This window comes from Sporosarcina ureae, from assembly GCF_002101375.1.
Classification (GTDB): Bacteria; Bacillota; Bacilli; order Bacillales_A; family Planococcaceae; genus Sporosarcina; species Sporosarcina ureae_B.
The window spans coordinates 2,071,172-2,093,783 of record NZ_CP015207.1; the positions used below are offsets into that span (position 1 = coordinate 2,071,172).

Consider the following 22,612-nt stretch of genomic DNA (forward strand, 5'->3'; position numbering starts at 1 on the left):
AACGGAGGCGTTAATATGAAAATCGCATGGAAAGAAATGAAGAAGAGTAAAACTAAGTTTCTAATTCTCGGGTCCATTATATTCCTCGTCAGCTTCTTGACGTTTATTATTTCAGGACTGGCAAACGGATTATCACAGGATAATGCAGCGCTGATAAAAGATTTACCGGAAGGACAATTTTATTTAAGTAAGGATGCAGACGAGACCTACAATCTTTCAAAAATAGATGAAGAAGTTCAAAAGCAAATACTCATTGACCGTCCCGATGCAACTGCATTTTCGGTTCAGATGGGATTCGTCAATGACGCAAAAGATAAGCAGCACAGTGTGGCATTCGTTGCTTCTACTGATTCCGAGCTATTTGAAAACGTCAAAGATGGAGAAATTGTTCTGGATAGTTCTTTAAAAGAAGATGGAATTCAAGTTGGTGACGTCTTAACGAATAATCAATTCAGTGGAGAGTTCGTTGTTAAAGGGTTTGTTGATCAACAAAAGTACAGTCACGCACCCGTTGCTTTCATCGGGATGACGAACTATCAGGAAATCTATCGAGTGATGGAAATGCAGACAATTTTCATCCCAGGTAAAGATGCACCAACACTAAGCGCATTAGATTCATTTTCAAATAAAGAGTTTTTAAATGCAATTCCAAGTTACAGTGCAGAGCAGATGTCATTGAATATGATCGTCTGGTTCCTAGTCATAATCAGTGGTATGCTGTTTGCAATTTTCTTCTATATGATGAATGTTCAGAAGATCGGATTGTACGGCATATTGAAAGCGATTGGTATGAAGACGATTTCGTTATTCAAGATGATTTGGTATCAGATGCTAGTCATTACCGCTATTTCACTCGTATTGTCCATTGCGCTCAGCCAAGCATTTAGTTTAATTGCCCCTGAAGGCATGCCGTTCCACTTAACGATGGACACCGTATTGATGCTATCAGCAGTATTTATGGTAGTCGGTTTTATCGGTGCTACCATTTCAGGAATCCAAGTGAAAAATATTGAACCGCTTCAAGCGATTCAACAAGGAGAGATGTAATATGTCTGCCTTTACAATTGATAAAGTGAAAAAGACGTTTTCCAATGGAGAAATTGAAGAAGAGATATTAAAAGGTGTGGATTTATCGTTGAAGGAAGGGGAAATCACCGCGTTGATTGGCCCTTCCGGCTCTGGAAAATCAACTATCTTAACGATTGCAGCAGGTTTGCAAAGAGCATCTGGCGGCGAGATTTTATTTGAAGGGAAAGACATGACGAAGATGAGTCAGGAAGAGGTTCGCCACGTTCGTGCAACAGACTTCGGATTTGTTTTTCAGTCGTCCCACTTAGTTCCTTTTTTGACGGTGGAAGAGCAACTGCAGTTGATGCTTGACGTATCAGAAACGAAAATGAGTAAAAAAGAACAGGCCAAAGCAATAGATGAGATGTTAGAGTTAGTTGAAATGCAGCACCGCAAAGATGCTTATCCTTCTTCCTTGTCAGGAGGAGAGCGTCAACGTGTGGCGATTGCTCGTGCAATCATCCATCGTCCCAAAATCTTGTTTGCGGATGAACCAACTGCAAGTCTTGATACGAAACGCTCAAAAGGTGTGATGGAATTATTGCAAGAACTAACACGTACATTAAACTTAACGACATTGATGGTGACGCATGATGAAGAGATGCTACCATATGTTGATCGGGTTATTACGATGCGGGATGGTTATATAGTAGAATAAGCGAGACTGAGACATAACTATCTCACCCCGTTTCCCTGCACTCCGAAAGGCACGCTTTCCGAGGGGCGTGGCTTGAGCCGCTTCCTTCGCTATGCTGCGTCCAGGGTCTCAAGACGCACGCTGATCCCTCAGGAGTCGGCCTTTCTCCGTTCCGGTACATTCTGATACTCTAAAAAATATTTGCTGATAGAACAGAAAAAACGTAAAGGACTCATTCCCCTTACGTTTTTTCTGTTCTGTCCCAACCTCGTTTTCTTTTTGTCACAAAGTATTTGGGTTTTAGATTTGCTTATACAATAAGCTGTAAAGTTAAATGACACTAGGTATCAGCCATAAAATGGATAGACTGACATAGAGATGTGTGATAGGTTAAATAGGGTATATAGAAAATTATGGAAAGGGGGAGCGGACATGAAAAGAGCAACGGGACTAGCCCTAGGCTTTATCGTCATAGTTTGTTTGGTCGTCATAGCATTTATGGGCAACCAACTGCGTGTTAATAAAGACCAGGCATCAGAAACTCCGGAAGTAGCAGCGCCGACTGAAGAGGTTGCTGGGATTCAGCACAACCCGCCTTCAATGGATGACATTCCAGAGGGGAAAGAAGGGGAAGCAATTAAACGCGGCTTCGATTTATTCGATGATACGTCTAACGTATTACGTTCTGAGGCGGCAACAGTAGAAGACGGACTTGCACGAGTGAATGAATTGTCTTGTACAAGTTGTCATGCAGGTGCAGGAACAGACGAAGGTGTTTCATCCATGGTCGGAATGTCTGCAGTTTATCCGATGTACATCGGACGATCGGGTCAAATGGTTACACTAGAAGAACGTATTAACGGCTGTATGGTAAGAAGTATGGACGGGCAAAAATTTGCTGCTGATGATGAAGACTTAGATGCAATGGTCGCATACATGACGTATATCTCCGAAGGAATTCCAGTAGGCGCCGAATTAGATTGGCGCCATAAGAACTCTCTGGACGATTTACCGACACCGAACGTAGAAAACGGTGAAGAAGTGTATCAGCAATCTTGTATCGCATGTCACGGTGAGAACGGTGAAGGGATCGGTTCTAACACGGGTCCTAAACTTTGGGGTGAAGGATCATTTAACGATGGAGCAGGAATTGCACGTATGACGAAAATGGCGGGGTACATCCAGAACAACATGCCTGTTGGTCAAGAAAGTACACTCACTGATCAAGAAGCTAGTGACTTGGCGGCGTACATCCTATCAAAAGATCGTCCTGAATGGAAAAATCATGACAAAGACTGGCCGGACGGAGGTCGTCCGAACGATATCATAACGAAAGAACGTCGTGATCAAATCAAAGATGGAACTATCAACTGGAATGAAGTATTAGCTCAGCCAGAAAAGAAATAAGCTGTTCAACACGTCTGTCACATAAAGTGGCAGGCGCTTTTTTCTGTGGTAAACTAGTGGCATAAAGAAGAGAAAAGGGGAGAATGACTATGAAATCACCATTTACATTTACACATACAAAGCCAGTGAAGTCAGGAGAAAAACAACCTGCACTATTTTTACTTCATGGAATGGGGAGTCATGAAGAAGATTTACCACAACTAGTCAAAGATTTTACAGATACACATCATATTTTCAGTTTGAGAGGACCTATCGTTCATGAGCCAGGCTATGCATTTTTCACGATTGAAGAGGAAGGAAAGCCGGTTCGTGAAGTATTCGATAAAGTGCTCGTCTATATCCAATCATTCATTCGTGAAGCTATTCAGGAGTACGATCTAGATCCTGACCGTTTGACGGTCGTCGGTTTCAGTCAGGGAGCCGTACTTGCACAGGCGCTGGGTGTAACGTTGATCCCTTCACTGCATGGAGTAGTGGCGCTTAGCGGGTATGTACCTGATTTCGTCAAGAGTGAATACGCAATACAATCTGTGGAAAATCAACAGGTATTCATTTCCCATGGAGACTATGACTATGTAATTCCATCCCAATCTGGAGTGGAAAGCAAGGAGTATTTCGAGTCGCTTGGTGCAGACGTTACGTTTAAAACATATAATGACGGACATGGTGTAACACCAGAGAATCAACAAGACTTGGCGGCGTTTATTCGGTCGCTATAAGGAGTTGATCGGTTGAAGATCAAACCATTTTGGGCAATTATGTTGACGGTCGTATTGATTTGGGTGGCTAATTATATTTACGCAGAGAAGCACAAGCTTGAGCGTCCTGTATTCTTGAATCATTATCTTGATTTAAACTTGAAAAATGAACAGTATATACCGTTTTATTTTATTACGAATAAAGATGATACGTCTTTTATACAGTTCGTGGAGCTAGGCAATATTCGGGGAATTCCGGATCGTTTTGGTGAGAATGAGGGAGTAGAGGTAGTAGAGCAATTTGGCAGATATTCATTAAAAAGAGTGAATATCCAGTTCGATCCGGAAGCATTCGTGACCTCTGGTGAAACAGTAAAATTCGATAATATGGTTGTCCACTTTTCTGGAAACGAAGTAGCTACTTATTCAATAGGTCAGATTGTGTTTCAATATCAAAAAGAACAGTGGGACCCGCTCTCATTCAAATCGGGTTCGGTAGGAGAATATTCGGAAACCCGGCTGAACGCAAAAGAGGCACTGACGATTGAATCGGTCGACACAGTATTCGATGATGCCTTACAAGATCAATTTCTTATAAAATTGCATAGCGCAAATGGTGTCGAAACAGAGCAACTAAGGCCTGTATTGGAAAGCGATGAGTGGAATCATGCAAAAGGCATTGATCTACGTGAGATGAATTTACCTCTGCAATTAGCCGCAGGGGCCTGGTTGAATGTGAAAAGTTATGCGGATCCTGCATTGCATGCCGTATTAGACGTAAAGATTGATTTGAACGGTACGACCGAAGCGGGTGAATCGTTCGTTACTCGGGTTGGTCATCTCCACTATTATCCATATATGACGAAAGAGTCTATCCGGCAAGTCATCGAGGATCGAACGGAGGTAAAAGCTCATGAATAAAGCATTTAAGTTATTCTTTTGGGGCTATCTCTTCGTTTTCTTCCGATTGCAAATAGGGATTGATATACTGGCAGCACCAATTGGTTACTATTTGATTTATTCAGGTGCGCGACTACTAACTCAACGTTATCGGGTAGCCAAAAAAGTGGAAATCACCGCATTCATTGGGATGCTGATTTCGGTACCGGGGGTTTTCGTCAATCTTTCTGAAGTCAGTGATATGGGCTGGACCATATATGCGGGAATTTTATTCATTTGGAAAACAATCGTCGTCTACTACTTATTTGGTACGTGGAAATCGATTATTCAAGAACCTGGCCAAGCACAGTTGCGTAACCGCATAAACACGGCTTATATCTGGTACATGAGCATTCACTTTATGATGATGCTCATGACAGCATTCTCGCTAAATTTTGGAGACCATGCATTTTCAACTTTCTTCATTATTATCAGTTTTGCATTGGTTGCGATGGACGTCTTGTTACTGTTCCTCATCGCTTCATTGCGTAGAGAGAATTGGGCAGAATATAAAACCAACGAGGCTGGGACATAACTAGAAAATAGTCCGCTCCCCTGCGCTGGCGCTCTTGTAAGGTCTCAACATTCGCGCTAGATCCCGCAGGAGTCGGCCTTTTTCCGCTCCGGTACACTTCTGTATCACAAGAGTTACTTTTATAAATACGTAGTCAAAAAAATGCATGAAGGAGAAGAATGATCCTTCATGCGTTTTTTTGGTTTTGTTTCGGTTTCTTCCAAACGCATCAGCTCGGAACGACAATCACCGTCGCCTTACCGTTTAATTCACCCGTCGTAACTGTAGTCGCCTCTTCACCGCAAACCGCTGCAATATAGCCGGCCACGTCATCCCGAACAGTACTAGGAAAATGCCAAGAAACTGCAAAGCCGTTAACTTTTCGCCAAGCAACAACATCGAAGCTATAATCGCCACAGGCAACTCAACAGCACTCAAAATAGAAGACATGCCCGCGCCGACTTTTGGCACTCCGACAGAAAACAAGAAAATAGGAAGGACAATTCCGAACACACCTAAAATGGAACCATAAATCCACAAACCATCACCTAACATCCCGTTCCATAAAATCTCTGGGGATTGGAAAAATGTAATGACAATCGCGGCATAAAACGACATTAAGAACAACCGCGTCACTACGTCCATACCTGGTACGGGCTTCTGATTTGCTGTAACGAACGCAGCGAAACTAAACGCCGCGGCAAGTCCCCATGCCCATCCCTGCCATGGGATTTCGCTTAGATCAACGTCAATTAATCCGGCAGCTAAAATCGTTCCGCCAAATAGAAAGACAAGTGATACCACTTCCGAACGTTTGGGCAAACGCTTGGCCCCTACACATTCATAGAGCATTCCGATCCAAGTGAATTGAAAGAGTAATACGACCGCCAATGAAGCGGGCATATATTCAACTGCTTTCCCGTACACCGTCCCGGTAATCGCTGTGAATAAACCAGCAATTAATACTGGGAAACTTCCACGGAAAGTCGGTAAACCACGTTTGACTAAGATGAAAATAATAAGCGCTAAAAGAAATCCGGTATAATATTGGCTCGTCACTGCTTCCGAAGCGGTGAAGCCATCTTGAATTGCTAATTTAATAATCGTTGATAAAATTCCATAACTTGCAGCTCCAAGTACAACGAGCAGCGGATACATCCACATTTTCATCCGCATAACCTCCATTTCCATCGGATCATAGTATAGCATGAAAATAAGTTTTCAGACTGCACTATACTCACTGTATTTCCCGGGAAATAGCAACAAGTACTGCAAATAAACGAGGAAAAGCTGTACAGTGGAATTTTCACTGTACAGCTTTTAACGGTGAATCAGTGGGGAGCGCCGTAGTCATTCGACAAGCTGCCACCACTAAAACGAGGGGAGTGGTTGATTTTTTCTTTCATAAGCGCTTTTCGCTGATCGGGTAAAGAGATGGAATCGACCGTTTGCATATCTTCATGCAAATCGAACAAACTAACTGTGTTAGTCTGTAGATTTTCAGGATGTGTCTGAATCAGACGATAGGTATTCGGATGATAGTTAGGGCTTGGATTTTTCCTGGACGCCACGTCTTATCGCCTCCTATTATGCTTGGCGAACCATTTTTAGAAGCATATGTGCCAAAGAGTGTTGCTCTTCTTTAGTGCCTGAATCCCACAGTTCTTGTAATAAATATTGCTCACGGTTTCGCGGTTCTTCATGACGTGATAAATAATCGGCAATAAACTTTGTGGTTTTCGCCAATTGTTCATCACTCATTCCAAGGCTTTCACCTTTTTCTACCTTATCGGCTAGATACCCTTTAAAATGATTGAAGTTCTGCAAAATCTGATCTTTCTTGTCCTTACCCATGTTTGAAACTTCAGACTCCAGCTTTTTTTTCATTTCCACCAATCAACCACTCCTTTTCATTGTGATACAACTAGCGTGTACAAGAAGTGGAGAACTATGCACAGGAAGATATATGTAAAGTATTTCGAATTATGTGTGAAAGTGGTCTTCAATGGGTAGAAGTATAGCATAGTGTTAGTGATAGGGAGGTGCAATAATGGCTAATAAACAATATGAGGGCACATTTCATTCCGTAGATAACGTTCGTTATAAAATAACTGAACTAGAAGCAAAAGGATTTAAAAAGCATCACATTTGTGTAGTCTCCAATGTGCGAGATGACCTAAAAGTACTGGAAAGTGATCCTGAAATTGAAATAATCGGTATTCAGGAAGGATCGGTTTGGGATCATACGCGCCGTTTGTTCAACAGTAAAGATGAAATGTTAACGATTTTCATTAAAATGGGTTTTACAAAATTAGAATCCAAAACATTCTATAATGATTTAAAAGAAGGTGGGATCGCTTTATTTGTTGATCAACTGACAGATGAAGAACGAGCGCAATCTGTAGATCCACATGATAGTGCCCATCAGCAAACAGACAGTGGTGAAAATCTGGATAGTAATCCGAATGGAGAAGTAGGTAATCCTATTCCAAATAGTCCACGAATAGGTACAAATCAGTTGTAAAAAAGAAGGATCTCCCATTGTAATGGAAGATCCTTCTTTTTATATTGTATAGAAAACAAGTCCGCTGATTGAGCAGCAGACTTGTTAGTACATGTATTATTTTTCAGGATGTGATTCATCATCACTAAAGCGTTCTTTTGCTTTACCGATCTTTTCTTGTGTAGCACCTTTTGCTTTGTCCCATTTACCTTCAGCTTGCATTTTAGTGTTGTCAGTTAAATCACCTACGGTATCTTTTACACTACCTTTGACTTTGTTGCCAAAACCTTTTAATTTATCTTCTGTACCGTGATCTTTGTTACTCATACTATCTCCTCCATTTCGTTTGTTATTATATTAATTACCCACTTTTTAAAAGGGAAAACATTCAATAAATGGTCGGAATAATTACATAATGTATTGTGCCCACTATAAAATTCTCCATAAGACACTGAGTATCAATAGTAGAACTTCGGATGAATTTTTTTAAAAATGAAAAGCCGGAAACCTTCTGAGGGCTCCGGCTTTTCGGGTGTATACAAATGTCTGGCATTACGGATTACTGTTCATTCCTGAAAGGTTACTAATTTGCCCCATAAGCTTTTCCCGTGACTGCTTATTTCGCATGAGATAAAGTGCACCTAGTCCGACAGCTGTCATCGCCATTTTGTTCATTTGTCTAACACCTCCAAATGGTAGGATGGCTCTTTGTAGCAAGAATATACAATGGATTTCAATTTGTATTCTACAATTTTCTGTTAAACTTTTAGTGTAGTGATATAATTTCATTATTCATATTTCAAGGACTGGAAGTGTCATCATGAATTTACAAGCTAAATCAACGCTTCGCGAGCTTCGATTTTGGCGTATTGTCATCGGGCTGGGCATTGCTTCAGTGCTAATTTTTGCCGCGATGTATGCTATGCAGCCTTTGCTACCTATTTTAACAAAGCAATTCAATGTCTCCGTGTCCACTGCCAGTTTAGCTATGTCTGTTAATACAATAGGTCTAATCTTCGGTTTGGTGATTCTTGGGTTTTACTCCGACAGGCTAGGTAGATCCGCTTTTGTAAAAGTCTCAGTATTAGTAACGGCGCTTTTATTTATTCCGATGTTTTTGACGCATTCATTTACGGTCATCCTTGTATTGCGTTTTATACAGGGATTTGCGATGGCAGGAGTATTGGCTGCCGCACTTGCTTATATCAATGAAGAGATTAATGAGCGTGTAGTGGGTGTGGCGACAGCTCTGTATATTTCATTCAACGGTACAGGTGGAATGCTTGGTCGTTTTGTCACGGGCTATTTAGCAGAACGTTGGTCATGGGAACTGTCTCTTCAACTGCTCACAGTCGCAGGCGTGGCGGTATTTATCTTCTTACTATTCGTGTTACCAAAATCCAATTACTTCACGCCGAGTGTGGAGTCAATGAAGAAAGACATGGAAGGTTTCGGTATACATTTAAAGAATCCGGCTTTGTTAATTGTCTTTGGACTTGGTATCGCATTGCAGCTGAGCTTTACCGGCATGTGGACATTTCTACCATTCCATTTGACAGCTTCACCGTTTTCGATGACGCTTGATGAAGTTTCTTATATCTACTTCGCGTATGCATTTGGAATTATCGGCGCACCGCTCGCTGGTTCTATTGCCAGTAAAGCAGGTATGAATTCTGTTCGATTTATAGGTGTACTCTTGCTGGCGGTTGGCTGTCTTCTAACCATTCCAACTATATTACCGTTGATTATTATTGGTTATTGCATTATCTGTCTTGGTTTTTTCTCTGCCCATTCTTTAACTGCGGCATCTGTCAGTAAAGAAGCAACGCATCATAAGGGGAGTGCATCAAGCCTGTACCTGGTTTCTTATTATATTGGTATGGCGGCAGGAAGTACGCTAGTAACACCGCTTTGGCAGTTTGCAGGGTGGACGGGTCTCGCTATGTTTTCAGCAGTTGTGCCAGTTGTCTATGTACTATTGATTCGATTGCGACGCAGAGTGTTGAGTAAAGTGCAGTAAATAAAAACCAGATGCTTGGGATGAACCCCGGCATCTGGTTTATTTTAGTTTTTAAATACATCTGGTACTGTATGCAAATCGATGCCCCATAATATTGGAAGCAGGAAGTAGATACAAAGTGTCACGAGCAAGACCCCAACTATATTGAGCGCGAAGCCAGCTTTCGCCATGTCAGGAATTCGTAGATAACCTGATCCGAAAACGACTGCGTTCGGTGGGGTGGCAACCGGTAGCATAAATGCACAAGATGCTGCTACACCTGCTGCAATCATCAATGCATACGGATGGAAATTAAGTGCAAGTGCCAACGAAGCCATGATTGGATACATCATAGAAGCTGTTGCTGTATTCGATGTGATTTCTGTCAAGAAAATAACCAGTGTCGTAACAATCAAAATGATGACAATGAGCGGAACACCTTTCAACCCAATCAGTTGAGTACCGATCCATTCGGACAGACCGCTACTGACAAAGCCAGCTGCGATAGCCAGTCCACCACCGAAGAGAAGTAAGATACCCCAAGGTAATTTCACTGCCGTATTCCAATCCAGTAAGTGATCACCTTTTTTATTTACAGACGGAATGATGAACAAAATCATTGCAAACGTAATAGCGATGACACCGTCACTTAAGCCGTCAATAAATCTCGATAGGAAGAATGAGCGCGTAATCCATGAAAAAGCAGCAAGAGCAAAGACGATGAAGACCATAATTTCTTCAATGGATGGACGTCCAAGCAACTTCTTTTCCTTATCAATGACTTCGCGTCCGCCAGGTAATGTTTTGACTGGTGATTTGTAGACGATCTTCACTAGGTACCACCAAGTCAGTAAGATGAATACCCAAGCAAAAGGTACGCCGAACAACATCCATTTACCAAAGGATAACTCGATGCCATAAATTTTATTGATGGCACCAGCAAGCAGTGTATTCGGAGGCGTACCGATCAATGTCGCAATCCCGCCTAATGAAGCAGAGTAAGCAATACCAAGCATCAATGCTTTACCGAATCCAAAGTTTTCTTTTGATGTATCGATAGTCGGATCGTCCTTTAATGCGATTGTTACTTGTGTAATGATCGCCAAACCGATTGGCACCATCATCATTGCTGTGGCAGTGTTAGAAATCCACATAGATAAAAATCCGGTAGCTACCATGAAACCGAGAACGATTTTGTCCATGTTTGTTCCGATTGCAGAGATGATTGTCAGTGCAATTCGTCGATGTAAATTCCACTTCTCAAGCGCGAGTGCGATCATAAATCCACCCATAAATAAGAAAATCGTTTCATCTCCATAGGAAGAAGCGGTGTCTTTCATTTCCAAGCCGCCTGTCATTGGAAACAGTATGAGTGGTAGCAAGGACGCAACTGGAATCGGAATGGCTTCCGTAATCCACCAAACCGCAATCCATACAGTACTGGCTAAAATAGCGATACCCGCTGCGGATAAGTCTGTAGGTTTGAAAAACAGTAAAATAAGGGAAAAGAGTAATGGCCCAAGCACCAATCCAATGAGCTGTGTAGCTGAATAACTGCGGGAGTCCCTACCTCCACCTTCATGATTCACGCCAATCTTTTTTCCACCCTGTCCGCCTGTTGCCATTTCAGAAGAAGCGGGCGCAGCAAAAAAGCGGAAGACATCTTTAACTTGATCGTGTAACGACCAAAGACGATTCCAAGTCTGTTGTAACATTAAGATCCCTTCATTTCTACGTTGTATTTCTTGAAGAGTTGAAATCTTCAAAGACACAATCATTTTACCTATTAAATACAACTAGAACAAGAGGAGTTAAGACTTTTTCGCATAATTAGATAATTATTGTTACAATACAGTGTATAAATCGACGGTTATTATACAGCAAGGGGTATTTAAAAATTTCGACACAGGGGATTCAACCGCGTATAATAAAGTTAACTATGTAAGTTAAAATAGAGGGGAAGTGAGCATTTGACGAAAAAGGTGTGGTTTCAGGTAGGTGTTGGTATATTACTGGCATTGTTGATCACGAAATTCTTTTTAGAAGTAAATTATATTTTTAGACCGGTGGGTATCATTTTACAGACTATTATCATGCCATTAATCTTCGGTGGCCTGCTTTATTACATAACGGTACCTATCCAGCACTATTTGGAAAAGAAAAAAATGCCGAGATGGGGAAGTATCATAACGATTATGCTCATACTCGTAGCGGTTATTTGGATTTTAATCGCAATAATTGGTCCGATGGTCACGAAACAAGTGAATAATCTCGTGGACAACGGGCCCGCTCTCACTCATCAGATTGAGCAGCTAAAAGATAAAGCAATTAATCAAATGGACAATTTACCTGAAGGTTTGCAGGATTCTCTGAATTCAGCAGTTGAGTCAATCCAAACTTTTGCGGTAACATTCGGCAAATGGTTCGTACAATTTGTACAATCCTTCGTCCAAGCGGTAGCGTTATTGTTACTTGTACCGTTCTTCTTCTTATTTATGTTGAAGGATCATGAAAAATTTGCTCCGAGAGTATACAATCTATTTTCCGGAAAGCGACGTATATGGATAAAGAAGACATTGGAAGATATTGATCAGGTCTTACGTTCTTATATTCAAGGACAATTATTAATTAGTGCTATTTTGGCAGCGATTATTTTGATTGGTTATTCAATCATCGGATTGGAGTATGCCTTGTTACTAGCAATTCTCGCTTTATTCATGAATATCATTCCGTTTATTGGACCGTGGATTGCGGTAGCTCCAGCCTTAATCATTGCGTATTTACAGGAACCCAAATTAGTTATTTGGGTCGGAGTGGTTACGTTAGTCGCACAGCAAATCGATAGTAATCTCATTACGCCGAACGTCATGGGGAAATCACTTGATATTCATCCTCTAACGATCATTACAGTATTATTAGTGGCGGGAAGTCTTGCAGGATTCCTTGGTATTCTAGTAGCTGTACCTGCTTATGCAGTTGGTAAAGTAATTGTGCAGAACATCTATGAAATGCGACAAGAAATTAGTGAAGCGGCTACGAAGAATATATAGCGATAGAATCAGCCTCCTAGTCTTTGGACTGGGAGGTTTTTTTATGGGGATAAAAAAAGTAAAACAGTACATTCTACGATAAAAGAAAGGGTGTTGGCATATGCTGACGGAATTTCCCGTTATTCAAACCAATGTTTGGGATGCGATTTGGGGTGTTCCGGTTGTCCTAGTCGTGGTATTGATCGTCAAGTGGATTTTTAAAGTGTCGCTTAGTTGGCTTTCGACAGTTGCCACAGTCGTTGCGCTTGCGATATCTATATTCATCAGCCATCCCAAAAATTTGTCTGCCGGAATTTTCATGGGAATTTTTTATAGTGGTGCGGCTATGGGGATTATCTATTCGACTAAACAATCCTTCCATGCATATCGTAAACGTTAAAAGCAGGCCTTCGCATAGTGAGCGAAAGCCTGTTTTTTTAAGGTATTGGGCAAAATCCACAGCGCATTAATCCAGGTACATCTTTTGAGAAACAACATGTCTTTCGAACGGTGGTATTTAATAAAGCAGATGGTTGTGAACCGTTTAAATAGCTGGCGAAACGTGAGTGATCGGCGATACCTGTCCATGTGGTGTCGTCTTTTAGTATGCTTAAATCTTCGCTTGCTTCCATTTCCAATCCTGGGTCTGACAGTAGTACATGATATTGCCATAACCAGAAGCCGAAAATGTTTTCCCATAAAGTAAGGGGAGATACCGGGACAGCCGTGCGTAGCGACGTAATCACCGAATGTGCATCATCTAGTACACGTCTAATATGCGCTTCTCGGTCTTCGTCATCAATCATTTCCCAATCTGCGCTATCTATAAATGTGCTGATCGCTTTATTGCCGAACTCCTCTCGTGCACCGAACTGCAAGTCTTCTGCTGATCCATTCCACATTTCATCATACACAGCCAAATTATAGAGCTGCATGGCGAAAAACATGCCGAGGCGACGTACGAAAAACGAAGCTGCAACGACTTCATTTGGACTTTGGCTGACAGTTTGGGCAACTTGGACGATAGTTTGTACTTTTGAAGAGTCCAGTACATCGGCTAGCGTGAAGACTGGATGTACTGGCGGTTCCAAGTAGACACTGTAACTATTCAATTCTCTGATTTGGTCTGGTGTAAGTATAGTCATAGCTTCAGTATAATCAAACTACTTTACGGAAACAACCCGAACGTGACGCCAGCCCAACCAGTTTACTAGGCCTTTACATACTATAGGCAGTGAAGAGGTGGTGAAGAGTGGAGACTCAAGTATTGGCTCGCAATGAATCATTTGAGGTGGAACAAAGGGAATGGAAGTTGCGGCAGCGCAAAGAACGTGGCAAGCGATTGCTGACGATTGTGTCACCGTTGTTCCTGCTGGTGCTATGGGAAGTGATGTCGAGAACGGGTATCTTGGATATTCGCTTTTTCCCGCCGCCCAGTACGATTGTGCAAACCTTTTATGACATGGTTGTGAGCGGCGTGATGGCGAAACATGTTGGCGTCTCATTGTATCGGATTTTCATCGGATTTTTAGCAGGTGTCATTCCAGGCATCATTGTCGGTTTATTGATGGGATTATATTCTCCAATCCGGCATTTTGTTCAACCGATTGTCATGGCTCTTATGCCAATTCCGACGTTGGCATTATTGCCAATCATCATTATTTTATTCGGAATTGGAGATTTGTCGAAGGTTGTGACGATAGCAGGAAGTGTATTTTTCCCGGTTGTCATTAATACGGCGGCGGGTGTGTTGAATATCGATAAGATTTATTTGGATGTTGCTAGTAACTATCAAACGAGTCAGTGGAATTTCTTCTTTAAAATCGCTCTTCCCGGAGCACTTCCTGTCATGCTTGAAGGAATCCAGATGGGGCAGGCGATTGCGTTATTGACGATTGTGGCGGCAGAGATGATGGGGGCGACTTCCGGTATCGGTTATTTGATATGGACGTCCTATAAGGCCTTCTTATTACCTGAAATGTATGTGGGATTAATTCTCATTTCCTTTTTCGGTTACTTATTCTCGCTTATACTGCGTGCGCTTCAAAATAAATTATTGCCATGGAGGTGAAGGAAATGGAGGGGGAGCCAAAGATTACGGTGGATGGACTAATGAAAGCTTTTTATAAGAAACAGGGCAGTGTCATTGCACTTGAAGATATTTCTCTGACGGTAGCTGAAGGTGAATTTGTTTGTCTCGTTGGGCCGAGCGGTTGTGGCAAGACGACGCTGTTACGTATCTTGGCTGGACTTGAACAGCCAAGTGTCGGCAACTTTACGATTGCGACTGAGACGAATGATCGTCCGTTGCAATCGATGGTATTCCAAGAACGTGGTGTCATTCCATGGCTGACAGTACGTGAAAATGTAGCCTTCGGGTTGAAGATGCGTAATTTGCCGAAAGCATTCATTAATGAACGAACGGACTTTTATTTGAAGAAGACAGGGTTGGAACGGTTCGCTTCGCTGTATCCAAAGGAATTGTCAGGCGGTATGAAGCAACGCGTGAGTATAGCGAGAGCTTTTGCGAATGATCCCGAGATTTTACTGATGGATGAACCGTTTGGTGCACTCGATGAACAGAACCGCTTTATTTTGCAGGAAGAGTTATTGAGTATTTGGGCAGAGACGAAGAAGACCGTATTGTTCATTACACATAGTATTGATGAAGCGTTGTTGCTCAGTGATCGCATTCTGTTGATGGGAGCTCAACCGGGGAAAATCATTGAAGAAATCATTATTGATATGCCAAGGCCGAGAAAGATGGAGGATGTTCGGAAAGATCCGGAAATGGCAACAAAATTCATCGAGATATGGCATCATTTGCAAGAGGAAGTACTGAAATCGAGAGAATAAGTGATAAAAGGAGAGATGATGTGGGGAAATGGGTGAAGAAGGCGGGTTTGTTCAGCTTATTATCGTTCGTATTGATCATGGGGGCATGTTCTCCGAAAGAAGTTACGAAGCCTGTAACGAATGACGACAAGCCAGCATCGGGTGATTTGGCTCCACTTGAGAAGCAGGCGAAAGTATTTATAGCGGAAGATGGCGCGGCTTCTGGAGCTGGCTTCTATATTGCGAAAGAAAAAGGGTATTTTGACGATTATAATATCCGTGTAGATTTTGCGGATTTTGCAAATAGTGATGACATGTTGCCCGCACTAGCCGCTGGGGAAGTCGATATCGCGGGTGGCGTCTCCACTGCATCATTCTTTAATGCGATCGCCCAAGGCATTGATGTACGGATCATTGCGGATAAAGGTCATAATATGCCCGGTAAGTCCTACTTCAGTTTCGTCATCGGTAATCATATGGTCGATGAAATCAAGGAATACAGTGACTTCAAAGGAAAGAAAATCGCAGTATCGTCTCGTAACTCTATTGATGGCTATATCTATGAAGAGATGTTAAAGCATGCAGGTTTGACGGAAGATGATGTAGAGTATGTGCACATCGCAGACTTCGGTGCAATGCTTGGGGCCATTGATTCAGGAACGATTGATGCAGCATTAAATATTGAACCGCTTATTGCGCAGGGTATCAGTAAAGGTTTTCACGTTCGCTTTGGAGACGCCACGGATTATGCGCCTGAATCACAAATCGCCATGGTATTGGCTTCGCCTCAGTTCATGGCCAATGAAGAACTGTCGCTACGCTTCATGGCGGCCTATTTAAAAGGAGTGCGTGACTATAACGACGCATTCTTTAAAGATCATGGTAAAGAAGAGATTATAGACATTATGGTGAAACATACGGCGTTGAAAGATCCTGAGTTATGGGAGAGAGTGTTCGTGACAGGACTCGATCCAAACGGCAAGATGTTTATCGACGATATTAAGAAACAGTATGAGATGTATAAGGCGAATGGAGCGATTCGTGGTGAAATCGATTTCGATAAGTCTGTAGATCCGTCGCTTGTTGAGCGTGCGATTAAAGAAATTGGGTTGTACGAAGATTGATAATTGGTGGAGCTGTCCTAGAAGTCATGACGTTTGTGACTTCTGTTGATGGCTCCATTTTGCTGTAGAGAGGGGGATTGGCGTCTCGGAAAGTGTCATCTGCTAGTGCATCCATCTATTATGGGTGCTAATTTAATTACACGGCAAACATGCTTTCCTGACGTTTTGCTTTTACCGGAAAAGACGGTATTTGATGTAAATTCATCTACAATTAGACAGAAAAACATGCTAAAATAATATGACAGACTATTGGGAGTATGGTGAAATGAATGAGGAAATACATAGGTGAGATTGGGTTGACGTTCACTGCTATTATCTGGGGGAGCGGTTTTGTGATGAGCGCGCTCGCTTTGGAATATTACACACCGTATCAAATTTTAGCTGTGCGTTTTATCATTGGGGCTTTACTACTTAGTATCGTCTTCCATAAACGTCTACTTCGGGTGGATAAGTCGGTTTTATGGAAAGGCGCATTGCTTGGTGTTTTTCTGTATGGAGCATTTGCTTTGCAGACGGTAGGTTTGCAGTTTACGACACCTTCAAAGAATGCATTTTTAACCGGTGTAAATGTAGTGATGGTCCCGTTGATCGCGTTCATTTTGTATAAGCGGAAACTCGATACATTTGAATGGTTTGGTGCAGTACTGGCGCTAATTGGAGTGGCGGTTTTATCGTTGCAGTGGTCTACCACTATTAACATTGGCGATGTATTGACACTTGGTTGTGCCGTAATGTTCGCGTTTCATATTTTATACACGGCGCGCTTTGTCCGCTCAGAAGACGCCATTTTGCTAACGCTATTACAAATGGTTGTCGCCGCAGGGATCAGCTCGGTGACTGTTATCGTAATGGGCGAGACGTCATTCTCCATGGAGCCAAAGGGTGTAAGTTCAGTGTTGTACTTAGCTGTATTTTCTACGACGTTGGCATTCTTGATGCAAACAGTTGGACAGAAACACTTATCAGAAACGAAAGCGGCCATTATTTTATCGACAGAATCAGTTTGGGGCATGATTTTCTCTGTTGCCCTCGCCTATGAACTGTTGACGTTCCGCATGTTCCTAGGTGCACTCATTATCTTCATCGCGATTTTATTGTCAGAAGTTAGACCGCTATTATTGAAAAAACGCATTCCGCGGCAAGTTAAAGAGCATGAAATTTGAAAAAGGGTTGTCTTTCAAGTCTTCAACTGACTTTGAAACAACCTTTTTCTATGTTTTCTTTGCTGCCAATGAAGTTTGATAACTATGCAACGACATGCCTCCGATAATCACCAGCATGCCAACTAATGAAAGAGCACTCGGTACTGGCAAGCTCAGCAATAGCATCTCGCCAAGCATGGCGAAAATTAATTCGACGGACTGTGTAGCTTCGACAGCTGCCAGTTTCCCTTGATCATGTTGTACTAGATCCGTCGCCATGAAGAATAGTGAAGTGGCGATCACACCTGAACTGACCGAAACAATTAATGACTGCACGACTTGGCTCGTAGAGGGCAAGCCAACTGTCGCCCAAGCATAGAGAGCGAGGAGCAGCCAAATCGGTATTGTCATTAGTGTCATCGCGAGTACACGCTGGAACATATCGAGCCGGCCGCCGACCAAGTTCATCATCTTCCGATTACCAAGTGGATAGGCGAATGCTGCAATGATAAGTGGTAACGTACCGAGTAAAATGGTTTTAGTCGATACGCTACTAGCATGCGGAATCTGGATTAGCAGGACGCCTACTAAGATGACCAACGAAATTACCAATGATGTTGCAGGTATACGATGGCGGATTGTCTTGATTTCGCCAGTTTTCGTCTTCGTTTGGAACGTGAAGAAAGGGGCTAGCAAAACACCAGCCACAATCGTCATTTGCCATGTTCCTGCAACAAGCCATCCTGGACTATAGCCGGCTGAAAACGTTAGAGGACCGTAGAACAGAACAAATGCCACGAAACTCCAAATAAAAAAAGGCCATGGTGCAGCAGTCATTTCCCGTTTGATGCCATCCAATCCATTGCGCATCGCCACAATCACGACAAGAAACGGAACCATGAAGAAATAGCGCAGTGAGGCACTCCACATCCAACTACCACCGTCGAGTTCCATAGAACGATTCAGCACAAAAGTCACCGCAAAAAAGAGCGCAGATAAAACACCGATCCACATTGCTTTCATATGCTTAACCGCGCTGTTCTTGAAGTTTCAGCGCTTCAATGATAACGTGTGTAGCTTTCACCATATTATCTGCCGAGATAAATTCGTATTTGCCGTGGTAATTTTCGCCGCCTGTGAAGATGTTTGGCGTTGGCATGCCCATATAGGAAAGTTGAGAACCATCCGTACCCCCACGAATCGGTTCGATTTTCGGTTCGATATCGAGACTACGATAGACGTCCGCCATTACGTCGACAATTTCCATGACAGGTGCAATCTTTTCCCCCATATTGAAGTACTGATCTGTTACCGTAAGCTCCACGGAATGTTCTCCATATTTCTCCTGAAGGCGAGCGGCGGTATCTCGTACTAGTTGTTTACGCGCTTCAAAAGCATCGCGGTTGAAATTGCGTATGATATATTGATACGTCGTTTTTTCTACAGAACCATGCGCATCCATCAAGTGAATGAAACCTTCATACTGTTCCGTTTCCTGAGGTATTTCGTGTTGCGGCATAGCTCGCTGAAATTCTGCTGCGATCAATAATGAATTGATCATTTTATCTTTTGCTGTGCCTGGGTGTACATTCGCGCCGTGAAATAGTACTTCTGCGCCTGCAGCATTGAAGCTTTCATACTGAAGTTCTCCAAGCGGTCCGCCGTCCATAGTATAGGCAAACTCTGCACCAAAACGTTCTACGTCAAATTTATGCGGCCCGCGTCCGATTTCTTCGTCAGGTGTGAACCCAACGCGTACTTTACCGTGTTTGATTTCGGGATGTTTAACTAAATAGTGCATGGCGGTCATGATTTCTGCGATACCGGCCTTATCGTCAGCCCCTAGTAAAGTCGTGCCGTCCGTCGTGATCAGCGTGTGGCCTACGTAGTTGGTAAGCTCAGGAAATGCCTGTACGCTCATGACCGTTGATTCATTCAAAGAAATGTCTTTACCATCATAGCTGTCAATGCGTTGTGGTTTGACGTTCGTGCCTGTATAGTCAGGCGCTGTGTCGATATGAGCCAGGAATCCGACTGTTGGTAGTTGTTTGTCGGTGTTAGCGGGTAGTGTGCCAAAAAGGTAGCCGTTTTCGTCCACAGAAATTTCTTTTAGACCGATGTCGGCCATTTCTTTTTCAAGCACTCGCAGCAGGTCCCATTGTTTTGCGGTAGAAGGTGTAGTGTCCGAAGCAGCATCGGATTGAGTGTCGATTTTAGCGTAGCGGATGAGTCGTTCAATCAGTTCTTCTTTCATGTAGCAAGCTCCTCTCAAGATACGGATTAATGTTTTCATTTTAACAGAGCTGTGTGAATATTTCGCTTAAAATGAATAAAAAAAAGAACCGAGAGTTTCGGTTCTTGGAAATGGTGTAGGGATTGGGATTGGCGCTACGGAGGGGACGCGTTCCTGAGGGCCCGCGGTGAGCCAACCAGGTCGCTAGCTCCCCCGGAAAGCGTCCCCCAACTGGAGCTTCAATCCCCACGCACACCCTAATTGGCTTTCATGTTTTATGCATTTGGCTTACGATAATCAAGCAAATATATTAATCGTCGTAATGATGATCGGCATCGAGACGACGTCTATGAGGAAGGCGCCTACGATAGGGACGATCAGGAAGGCTTTACGTGACGGGCCATAGCGTCCTGTGACGGCTGCCATGTTCGCCATCGCGTTTGGCGTCGCACCCAGACTATGGCCTGCGAAACCAGCAATCATAACTGCTGCGTCATAATCCTTACCGAGTATACGGAACAAGACGAAGATTGCAAACAACGTGACGAAGATCACTTGTACAAAGACAATTAGCAACAACGGAAGCGCCAAATCCGCGATTTCCCACAGTTTGATGCTCATTAATGCCATCGATAGGAAAATACCGAGTGATACGTCGCCGATCAAATTGATGCTCGTCATATGAATCGCATCTTCTTTCACGCGGTCTACAATGTTTCGTACGATAACCGCGACGAACATTGCGCCCACGTAGCCAGGCATTACGAAGCCAGTAGCGTTTGAGAAAAGATCTCCTATCAGTGTACCGCCAGCAATACAAAGTGTAATCAGTAAAGTTTGTGTCATGAAGTTATCGGTATTGATTGGTTTTTCCAATGATTCCACGGAGTATGCTTCTTTATGCTCGACTTCCGTAGATTTTAAATCATGTTTATTGATCAAGTATTTAACGATTGGACCACCGACTAGTCCACCTGCTACGAGTCCAAAAGTAGCCGCTGCGATACCGATGGATAGTGCTGAATCAATCCCAAGGCTTTCTAATGTTTCCCCGTAAGCAGTAGCACCGCCGTGCCCGCCTTCCATGGAGACAGCGCCAGCCATCATACCGATCAACGGATGCAGACCAAATATATAGGACATGGAGACACCTATGACATTTTGGGCAAGGGCTAAGAAGCCACAAGCTGCCCAGTAAATCATCAATAATTTTCCGCCAAGACGGATTAGACGAAAACTAGCGCCAAGACCCACTGTGGTGAAAAATGTCAGCATAAATAAATTTTGCAGTGATGTATCCAACGTGAAACTCAGTAAATCGAAGTACTTTAAAATAGTCGCTAATAATGCGAATAGCAAACCACCGACAACAGGGGCGGGGATACAGAACTTCTGAAGAAAGCCGATTTTACGGACTAACATCGTACCCAGTGTCAGGAGCGCTAACGCTAGAAATAGCGTGGTAATTTGGTTTAGCTCAATATTTATGTGATTCGACCTCCCAGCAATGCAAAGATTGCTTCATTTGTAAGATAGGCCCCCAGCTTAACCGTTTGATTATGATGATCAAGTGACGGATTTATTTCGGAGATGTCGAATGAAAGGGTTTTCTTATGCGATGCAACAGTTTGAATGAAAGAGCGTACAATCAACGGGTCCAAACCGAAGGGGGACGGCGCACTTACACCTGGAGCAAACGCGGAATTCAGGACATCCGAGCATAATGTTAACAAAATAGCGTCCTGTTTTTCAATGAATAACTGTACTTTTTGTAAAGTATCGTCTAAAGGACTTGTCGTAATCTCTTGTTCTGTGACATATGTCACGTTTTTTGCATCGGCTTCTGCAAATAATGCTTCTGTGTTGCCGAACTCCTGTATACCTAGCACGAGATAGTCAACATTTGGATCCGAGTCAAGCATTTGCTTGAACATTGTGCCTGAAGATGGTTGATCTTCGTAGCTACGGAGGTCAAAGTGTGCGTCAATATTTATGACACCAATTCTTGCGTTAGGACCAAGGAAGTTGCGAACTCCTGTATAATGACCAAAAGCGGTTTCGTGTCCACCGCCTAAAATGACAGGAGCGGCATGATTTTGAAGGCTGTTTTGAACGGCTGCTCCTAATTCAGCTTGCGCTAATTCTAACTGGCCATCTTTACATACTATGGTACCTAAATCGATTAGCTGACAGTCTGCTGGCAAGCGCCAAGGTAGTTTTGCCAGTTCACTTCGTAGTGCATTCGGTCCTTCTGCAGCACCAAGTCTGCCGTTATTTCGACGTACACCTTCTTCGCAAGAAAATCCAATCAGGGTACAAGTCTTATCAGTATAGTTTTCCATTGATTCGGGAAATTGGATGATTTGGTGCATTCGAAATGCAGCTCTGTCGGTCTCACTATCTGTACGACCGGACCAGTATTTTTCATTTGATTGTATTAACAATATACTTCATCCTTTCCAACGTGATATTCTTACTATAATG

General features: G+C 42.8%; 25 protein-coding genes. 14 read left to right on the forward strand and 11 right to left on the reverse strand.

Annotation, left to right across the window (positions count from 1 at the left end; all coding sequences use genetic code 11):
* Positions 1-15: 15 nt before the first annotated feature.
* The 6 genes from SporoP8_RS10225 to SporoP8_RS10250 all read left to right on the forward strand — a co-directional run bounded on the left by SporoP8_RS10225 (position 16) and on the right by SporoP8_RS10250 (position 5,284).
* Positions 16-1,047, forward strand: coding sequence for an ABC transporter permease (locus SporoP8_RS10225; RefSeq protein ID WP_085132397.1), 1,032 nt, complete (start codon positions 16-18; stop codon positions 1,045-1,047).
* Between the two features lies 1 nt (position 1,048).
* Positions 1,049-1,726, forward strand: coding sequence for an ABC transporter ATP-binding protein (locus tag SporoP8_RS10230; protein ID WP_085132398.1), 678 nt, complete (start codon positions 1,049-1,051; stop codon positions 1,724-1,726).
* A gap of 411 nt (positions 1,727-2,137) precedes the next feature.
* A complete protein-coding gene (locus SporoP8_RS16880) occupies positions 2,138-3,112 on the forward strand; it encodes a c-type cytochrome (RefSeq protein WP_085132399.1) in 975 nt (324 codons plus the stop codon).
* Positions 3,113-3,201: 89 nt separating this feature from the next.
* Positions 3,202-3,831: an alpha/beta hydrolase gene (locus SporoP8_RS10240; RefSeq protein ID WP_085132400.1), complete on the forward strand. Its 630-nt coding sequence runs from the start codon at positions 3,202-3,204 to the stop codon at positions 3,829-3,831.
* Between the two features lie 12 nt (positions 3,832-3,843).
* Positions 3,844-4,731 (forward strand): hypothetical protein, encoded by an 888-nt coding sequence (locus tag SporoP8_RS10245; protein WP_085132401.1) that lies wholly within the window; start codon positions 3,844-3,846, stop codon positions 4,729-4,731.
* Complete coding sequence (locus tag SporoP8_RS10250) at positions 4,724-5,284, forward strand: hypothetical protein (RefSeq protein ID WP_085132402.1); 561 nt, start codon at positions 4,724-4,726, stop codon at positions 5,282-5,284. Before SporoP8_RS10245 ends, SporoP8_RS10250 begins: the two co-directional genes overlap by 8 nt.
* A gap of 243 nt (positions 5,285-5,527) precedes the next feature.
* On the opposite strand, the gene SporoP8_RS10260 is transcribed toward SporoP8_RS10250, so the two are convergent.
* The 3 genes from SporoP8_RS10260 to SporoP8_RS10270 form a co-directional block, all read right to left on the reverse strand.
* Positions 5,528-6,433, reverse strand: a complete 906-nt coding sequence (locus SporoP8_RS10260; protein ID WP_085132404.1) for an EamA family transporter — start codon at positions 6,431-6,433, stop codon at positions 5,528-5,530.
* A 161-nt stretch (positions 6,434-6,594) separates the two neighbouring features.
* Positions 6,595-6,834 carry a hypothetical protein gene (locus tag SporoP8_RS10265; protein WP_085132405.1) on the reverse strand — a complete coding sequence of 80 codons (240 nt, stop codon included), beginning with the start codon at positions 6,832-6,834 and terminating at the stop codon, positions 6,595-6,597.
* A gap of 16 nt (positions 6,835-6,850) precedes the next feature.
* On the reverse strand, positions 6,851-7,150 hold the full coding sequence (locus SporoP8_RS10270) for a DUF3243 domain-containing protein (RefSeq protein ID WP_085133610.1): 300 nt from the start codon (positions 7,148-7,150) through the stop codon (positions 6,851-6,853).
* Positions 7,151-7,313: 163 nt separating this feature from the next.
* Here SporoP8_RS10270 and SporoP8_RS10275 point away from each other — a divergent pair, with 163 nt between their 5' ends.
* The gene (locus SporoP8_RS10275) at positions 7,314-7,787 is read left to right on the forward strand and encodes a YflT domain-containing protein (protein ID WP_085132406.1); all 474 of its coding nucleotides are present in this window, start codon (positions 7,314-7,316) and stop codon (positions 7,785-7,787) included.
* Between the two features lie 96 nt (positions 7,788-7,883).
* On the opposite strand, the gene SporoP8_RS10280 is transcribed toward SporoP8_RS10275, so the two are convergent.
* Together SporoP8_RS10280 and SporoP8_RS16885 are read right to left on the reverse strand one after the other, a co-directional pair.
* Positions 7,884-8,093 (reverse strand): CsbD family protein, encoded by a 210-nt coding sequence (locus SporoP8_RS10280; RefSeq protein ID WP_085132407.1) that lies wholly within the window; start codon positions 8,091-8,093, stop codon positions 7,884-7,886.
* Positions 8,094-8,318: 225 nt separating this feature from the next.
* Positions 8,319-8,441, reverse strand: a complete 123-nt coding sequence (locus SporoP8_RS16885; RefSeq protein ID WP_269747671.1) for a hypothetical protein — start codon at positions 8,439-8,441, stop codon at positions 8,319-8,321.
* Between the two features lie 145 nt (positions 8,442-8,586).
* Here SporoP8_RS16885 and SporoP8_RS10285 point away from each other — a divergent pair, with 145 nt between their 5' ends.
* Positions 8,587-9,786 carry an MFS transporter gene (locus SporoP8_RS10285; protein ID WP_085132408.1) on the forward strand — a complete coding sequence of 400 codons (1,200 nt, stop codon included), beginning with the start codon at positions 8,587-8,589 and terminating at the stop codon, positions 9,784-9,786.
* Between the two features lie 44 nt (positions 9,787-9,830).
* On the opposite strand, the gene SporoP8_RS10290 is transcribed toward SporoP8_RS10285, so the two are convergent.
* A complete protein-coding gene (locus SporoP8_RS10290) occupies positions 9,831-11,480 on the reverse strand; it encodes an SLC13 family permease (protein WP_085132409.1) in 1,650 nt (549 codons plus the stop codon).
* 255 nt (positions 11,481-11,735) lie between these two features.
* On the opposite strand from SporoP8_RS10290, the gene SporoP8_RS10295 reads away from it, so the two are divergent.
* Together SporoP8_RS10295 and SporoP8_RS10300 are read left to right on the forward strand one after the other, a co-directional pair.
* A complete protein-coding gene (locus tag SporoP8_RS10295; protein WP_085132410.1) occupies positions 11,736-12,815 on the forward strand; it encodes an AI-2E family transporter in 1,080 nt (359 codons plus the stop codon).
* 100 nt (positions 12,816-12,915) lie between these two features.
* The gene (locus tag SporoP8_RS10300) at positions 12,916-13,194 is read left to right on the forward strand and encodes a hypothetical protein (protein ID WP_085132411.1); all 279 of its coding nucleotides are present in this window, start codon (positions 12,916-12,918) and stop codon (positions 13,192-13,194) included.
* Between the two features lie 37 nt (positions 13,195-13,231).
* Here SporoP8_RS10300 and SporoP8_RS10305 read toward each other — a convergent pair whose 3' ends face one another.
* The gene (locus tag SporoP8_RS10305; RefSeq protein WP_085132412.1) at positions 13,232-13,939 is read right to left on the reverse strand and encodes a hypothetical protein; all 708 of its coding nucleotides are present in this window, start codon (positions 13,937-13,939) and stop codon (positions 13,232-13,234) included.
* Between the two features lie 107 nt (positions 13,940-14,046).
* Here SporoP8_RS10305 and SporoP8_RS10310 point away from each other — a divergent pair, with 107 nt between their 5' ends.
* The 4 genes from SporoP8_RS10310 (at position 14,047) to SporoP8_RS10325 (ending at position 17,916) form a co-directional block, all read left to right on the forward strand.
* Entirely contained in the window at positions 14,047-14,865 is an 819-nt protein-coding gene (locus SporoP8_RS10310; protein WP_085132413.1) for an ABC transporter permease, read from the forward strand.
* Between the two features lie 5 nt (positions 14,866-14,870).
* On the forward strand, positions 14,871-15,650 hold the full coding sequence (locus SporoP8_RS10315; protein WP_085132414.1) for an ABC transporter ATP-binding protein: 780 nt from the start codon (positions 14,871-14,873) through the stop codon (positions 15,648-15,650).
* A gap of 20 nt (positions 15,651-15,670) precedes the next feature.
* Complete coding sequence (locus tag SporoP8_RS10320) at positions 15,671-16,753, forward strand: ABC transporter substrate-binding protein (protein WP_369802592.1); 1,083 nt, start codon at positions 15,671-15,673, stop codon at positions 16,751-16,753.
* A gap of 269 nt (positions 16,754-17,022) precedes the next feature.
* Positions 17,023-17,916 (forward strand): DMT family transporter, encoded by an 894-nt coding sequence (locus SporoP8_RS10325; protein ID WP_085132415.1) that lies wholly within the window; start codon positions 17,023-17,025, stop codon positions 17,914-17,916.
* A 48-nt stretch (positions 17,917-17,964) separates the two neighbouring features.
* Here the strand turns inward: SporoP8_RS10325 and SporoP8_RS10330 are convergent, their stop codons facing one another.
* The 4 genes from SporoP8_RS10330 to hutG all read right to left on the reverse strand — a co-directional run bounded on the left by SporoP8_RS10330 (position 17,965) and on the right by hutG (position 22,572).
* Positions 17,965-18,918 (reverse strand): DMT family transporter, encoded by a 954-nt coding sequence (locus SporoP8_RS10330; RefSeq protein ID WP_085132416.1) that lies wholly within the window; start codon positions 18,916-18,918, stop codon positions 17,965-17,967.
* 4 nt (positions 18,919-18,922) lie between these two features.
* Complete coding sequence (pepT, locus tag SporoP8_RS10335; RefSeq protein WP_085132417.1) at positions 18,923-20,149, reverse strand: peptidase T; 1,227 nt, start codon at positions 20,147-20,149, stop codon at positions 18,923-18,925.
* 276 nt (positions 20,150-20,425) lie between these two features.
* Positions 20,426-21,616, reverse strand: coding sequence for a sodium/glutamate symporter (gltS, locus tag SporoP8_RS10340; RefSeq protein WP_085132418.1), 1,191 nt, complete (start codon positions 21,614-21,616; stop codon positions 20,426-20,428).
* The gene (hutG, locus tag SporoP8_RS10345; RefSeq protein WP_085132419.1) at positions 21,613-22,572 is read right to left on the reverse strand and encodes a formimidoylglutamase; all 960 of its coding nucleotides are present in this window, start codon (positions 22,570-22,572) and stop codon (positions 21,613-21,615) included. The genes gltS and hutG overlap by 4 nt, the downstream gene beginning before the upstream one ends.
* Positions 22,573-22,612: the final 40 nt, after the last annotated feature.

Excerpts from the sequence above, each read along its gene's own strand:
- SporoP8_RS10300 (WP_085132411.1), top strand. The coding sequence starts at position 12,916 with ATGCTGACGGAATTTCCCGTTATTCAAACCAATGTTTGGGATGCGATT.
- SporoP8_RS10330 (WP_085132416.1), bottom strand. The coding sequence starts at position 18,918 with ATGAAAGCAATGTGGATCGGTGTTTTATCTGCGCTCTTTTTTGCGGTG.
- SporoP8_RS10305 (WP_085132412.1), bottom strand. The coding sequence starts at position 13,939 with ATGACTATACTTACACCAGACCAAATCAGAGAATTGAATAGTTACAGT.
- SporoP8_RS10225 (WP_085132397.1), top strand. The coding sequence starts at position 16 with ATGAAAATCGCATGGAAAGAAATGAAGAAGAGTAAAACTAAGTTTCTA.
- SporoP8_RS10315 (WP_085132414.1), top strand. The coding sequence starts at position 14,871 with ATGGAGGGGGAGCCAAAGATTACGGTGGATGGACTAATGAAAGCTTTT.
- SporoP8_RS10325 (WP_085132415.1), top strand. The coding sequence starts at position 17,023 with ATGAGGAAATACATAGGTGAGATTGGGTTGACGTTCACTGCTATTATC.
- SporoP8_RS10240 (WP_085132400.1), top strand. The coding sequence starts at position 3,202 with ATGAAATCACCATTTACATTTACACATACAAAGCCAGTGAAGTCAGGA.
- SporoP8_RS10270 (WP_085133610.1), bottom strand. The coding sequence starts at position 7,150 with ATGAAAAAAAAGCTGGAGTCTGAAGTTTCAAACATGGGTAAGGACAAG.
- SporoP8_RS10275 (WP_085132406.1), top strand. The coding sequence starts at position 7,314 with ATGGCTAATAAACAATATGAGGGCACATTTCATTCCGTAGATAACGTT.
- SporoP8_RS10280 (WP_085132407.1), bottom strand. The coding sequence starts at position 8,093 with ATGAGTAACAAAGATCACGGTACAGAAGATAAATTAAAAGGTTTTGGC.
- SporoP8_RS10230 (WP_085132398.1), top strand. The coding sequence starts at position 1,049 with ATGTCTGCCTTTACAATTGATAAAGTGAAAAAGACGTTTTCCAATGGA.
- SporoP8_RS10285 (WP_085132408.1), top strand. The coding sequence starts at position 8,587 with ATGAATTTACAAGCTAAATCAACGCTTCGCGAGCTTCGATTTTGGCGT.
- pepT (WP_085132417.1), bottom strand. The coding sequence starts at position 20,149 with ATGAAAGAAGAACTGATTGAACGACTCATCCGCTACGCTAAAATCGAC.
- SporoP8_RS16880 (WP_085132399.1), top strand. The coding sequence starts at position 2,138 with ATGAAAAGAGCAACGGGACTAGCCCTAGGCTTTATCGTCATAGTTTGT.
- SporoP8_RS10250 (WP_085132402.1), top strand. The coding sequence starts at position 4,724 with ATGAATAAAGCATTTAAGTTATTCTTTTGGGGCTATCTCTTCGTTTTC.
- SporoP8_RS16885 (WP_269747671.1), bottom strand. The coding sequence starts at position 8,441 with ATGAACAAAATGGCGATGACAGCTGTCGGACTAGGTGCACTTTATCTC.
- SporoP8_RS10260 (WP_085132404.1), bottom strand. The coding sequence starts at position 6,433 with ATGAAAATGTGGATGTATCCGCTGCTCGTTGTACTTGGAGCTGCAAGT.
- SporoP8_RS10290 (WP_085132409.1), bottom strand. The coding sequence starts at position 11,480 with ATGTTACAACAGACTTGGAATCGTCTTTGGTCGTTACACGATCAAGTT.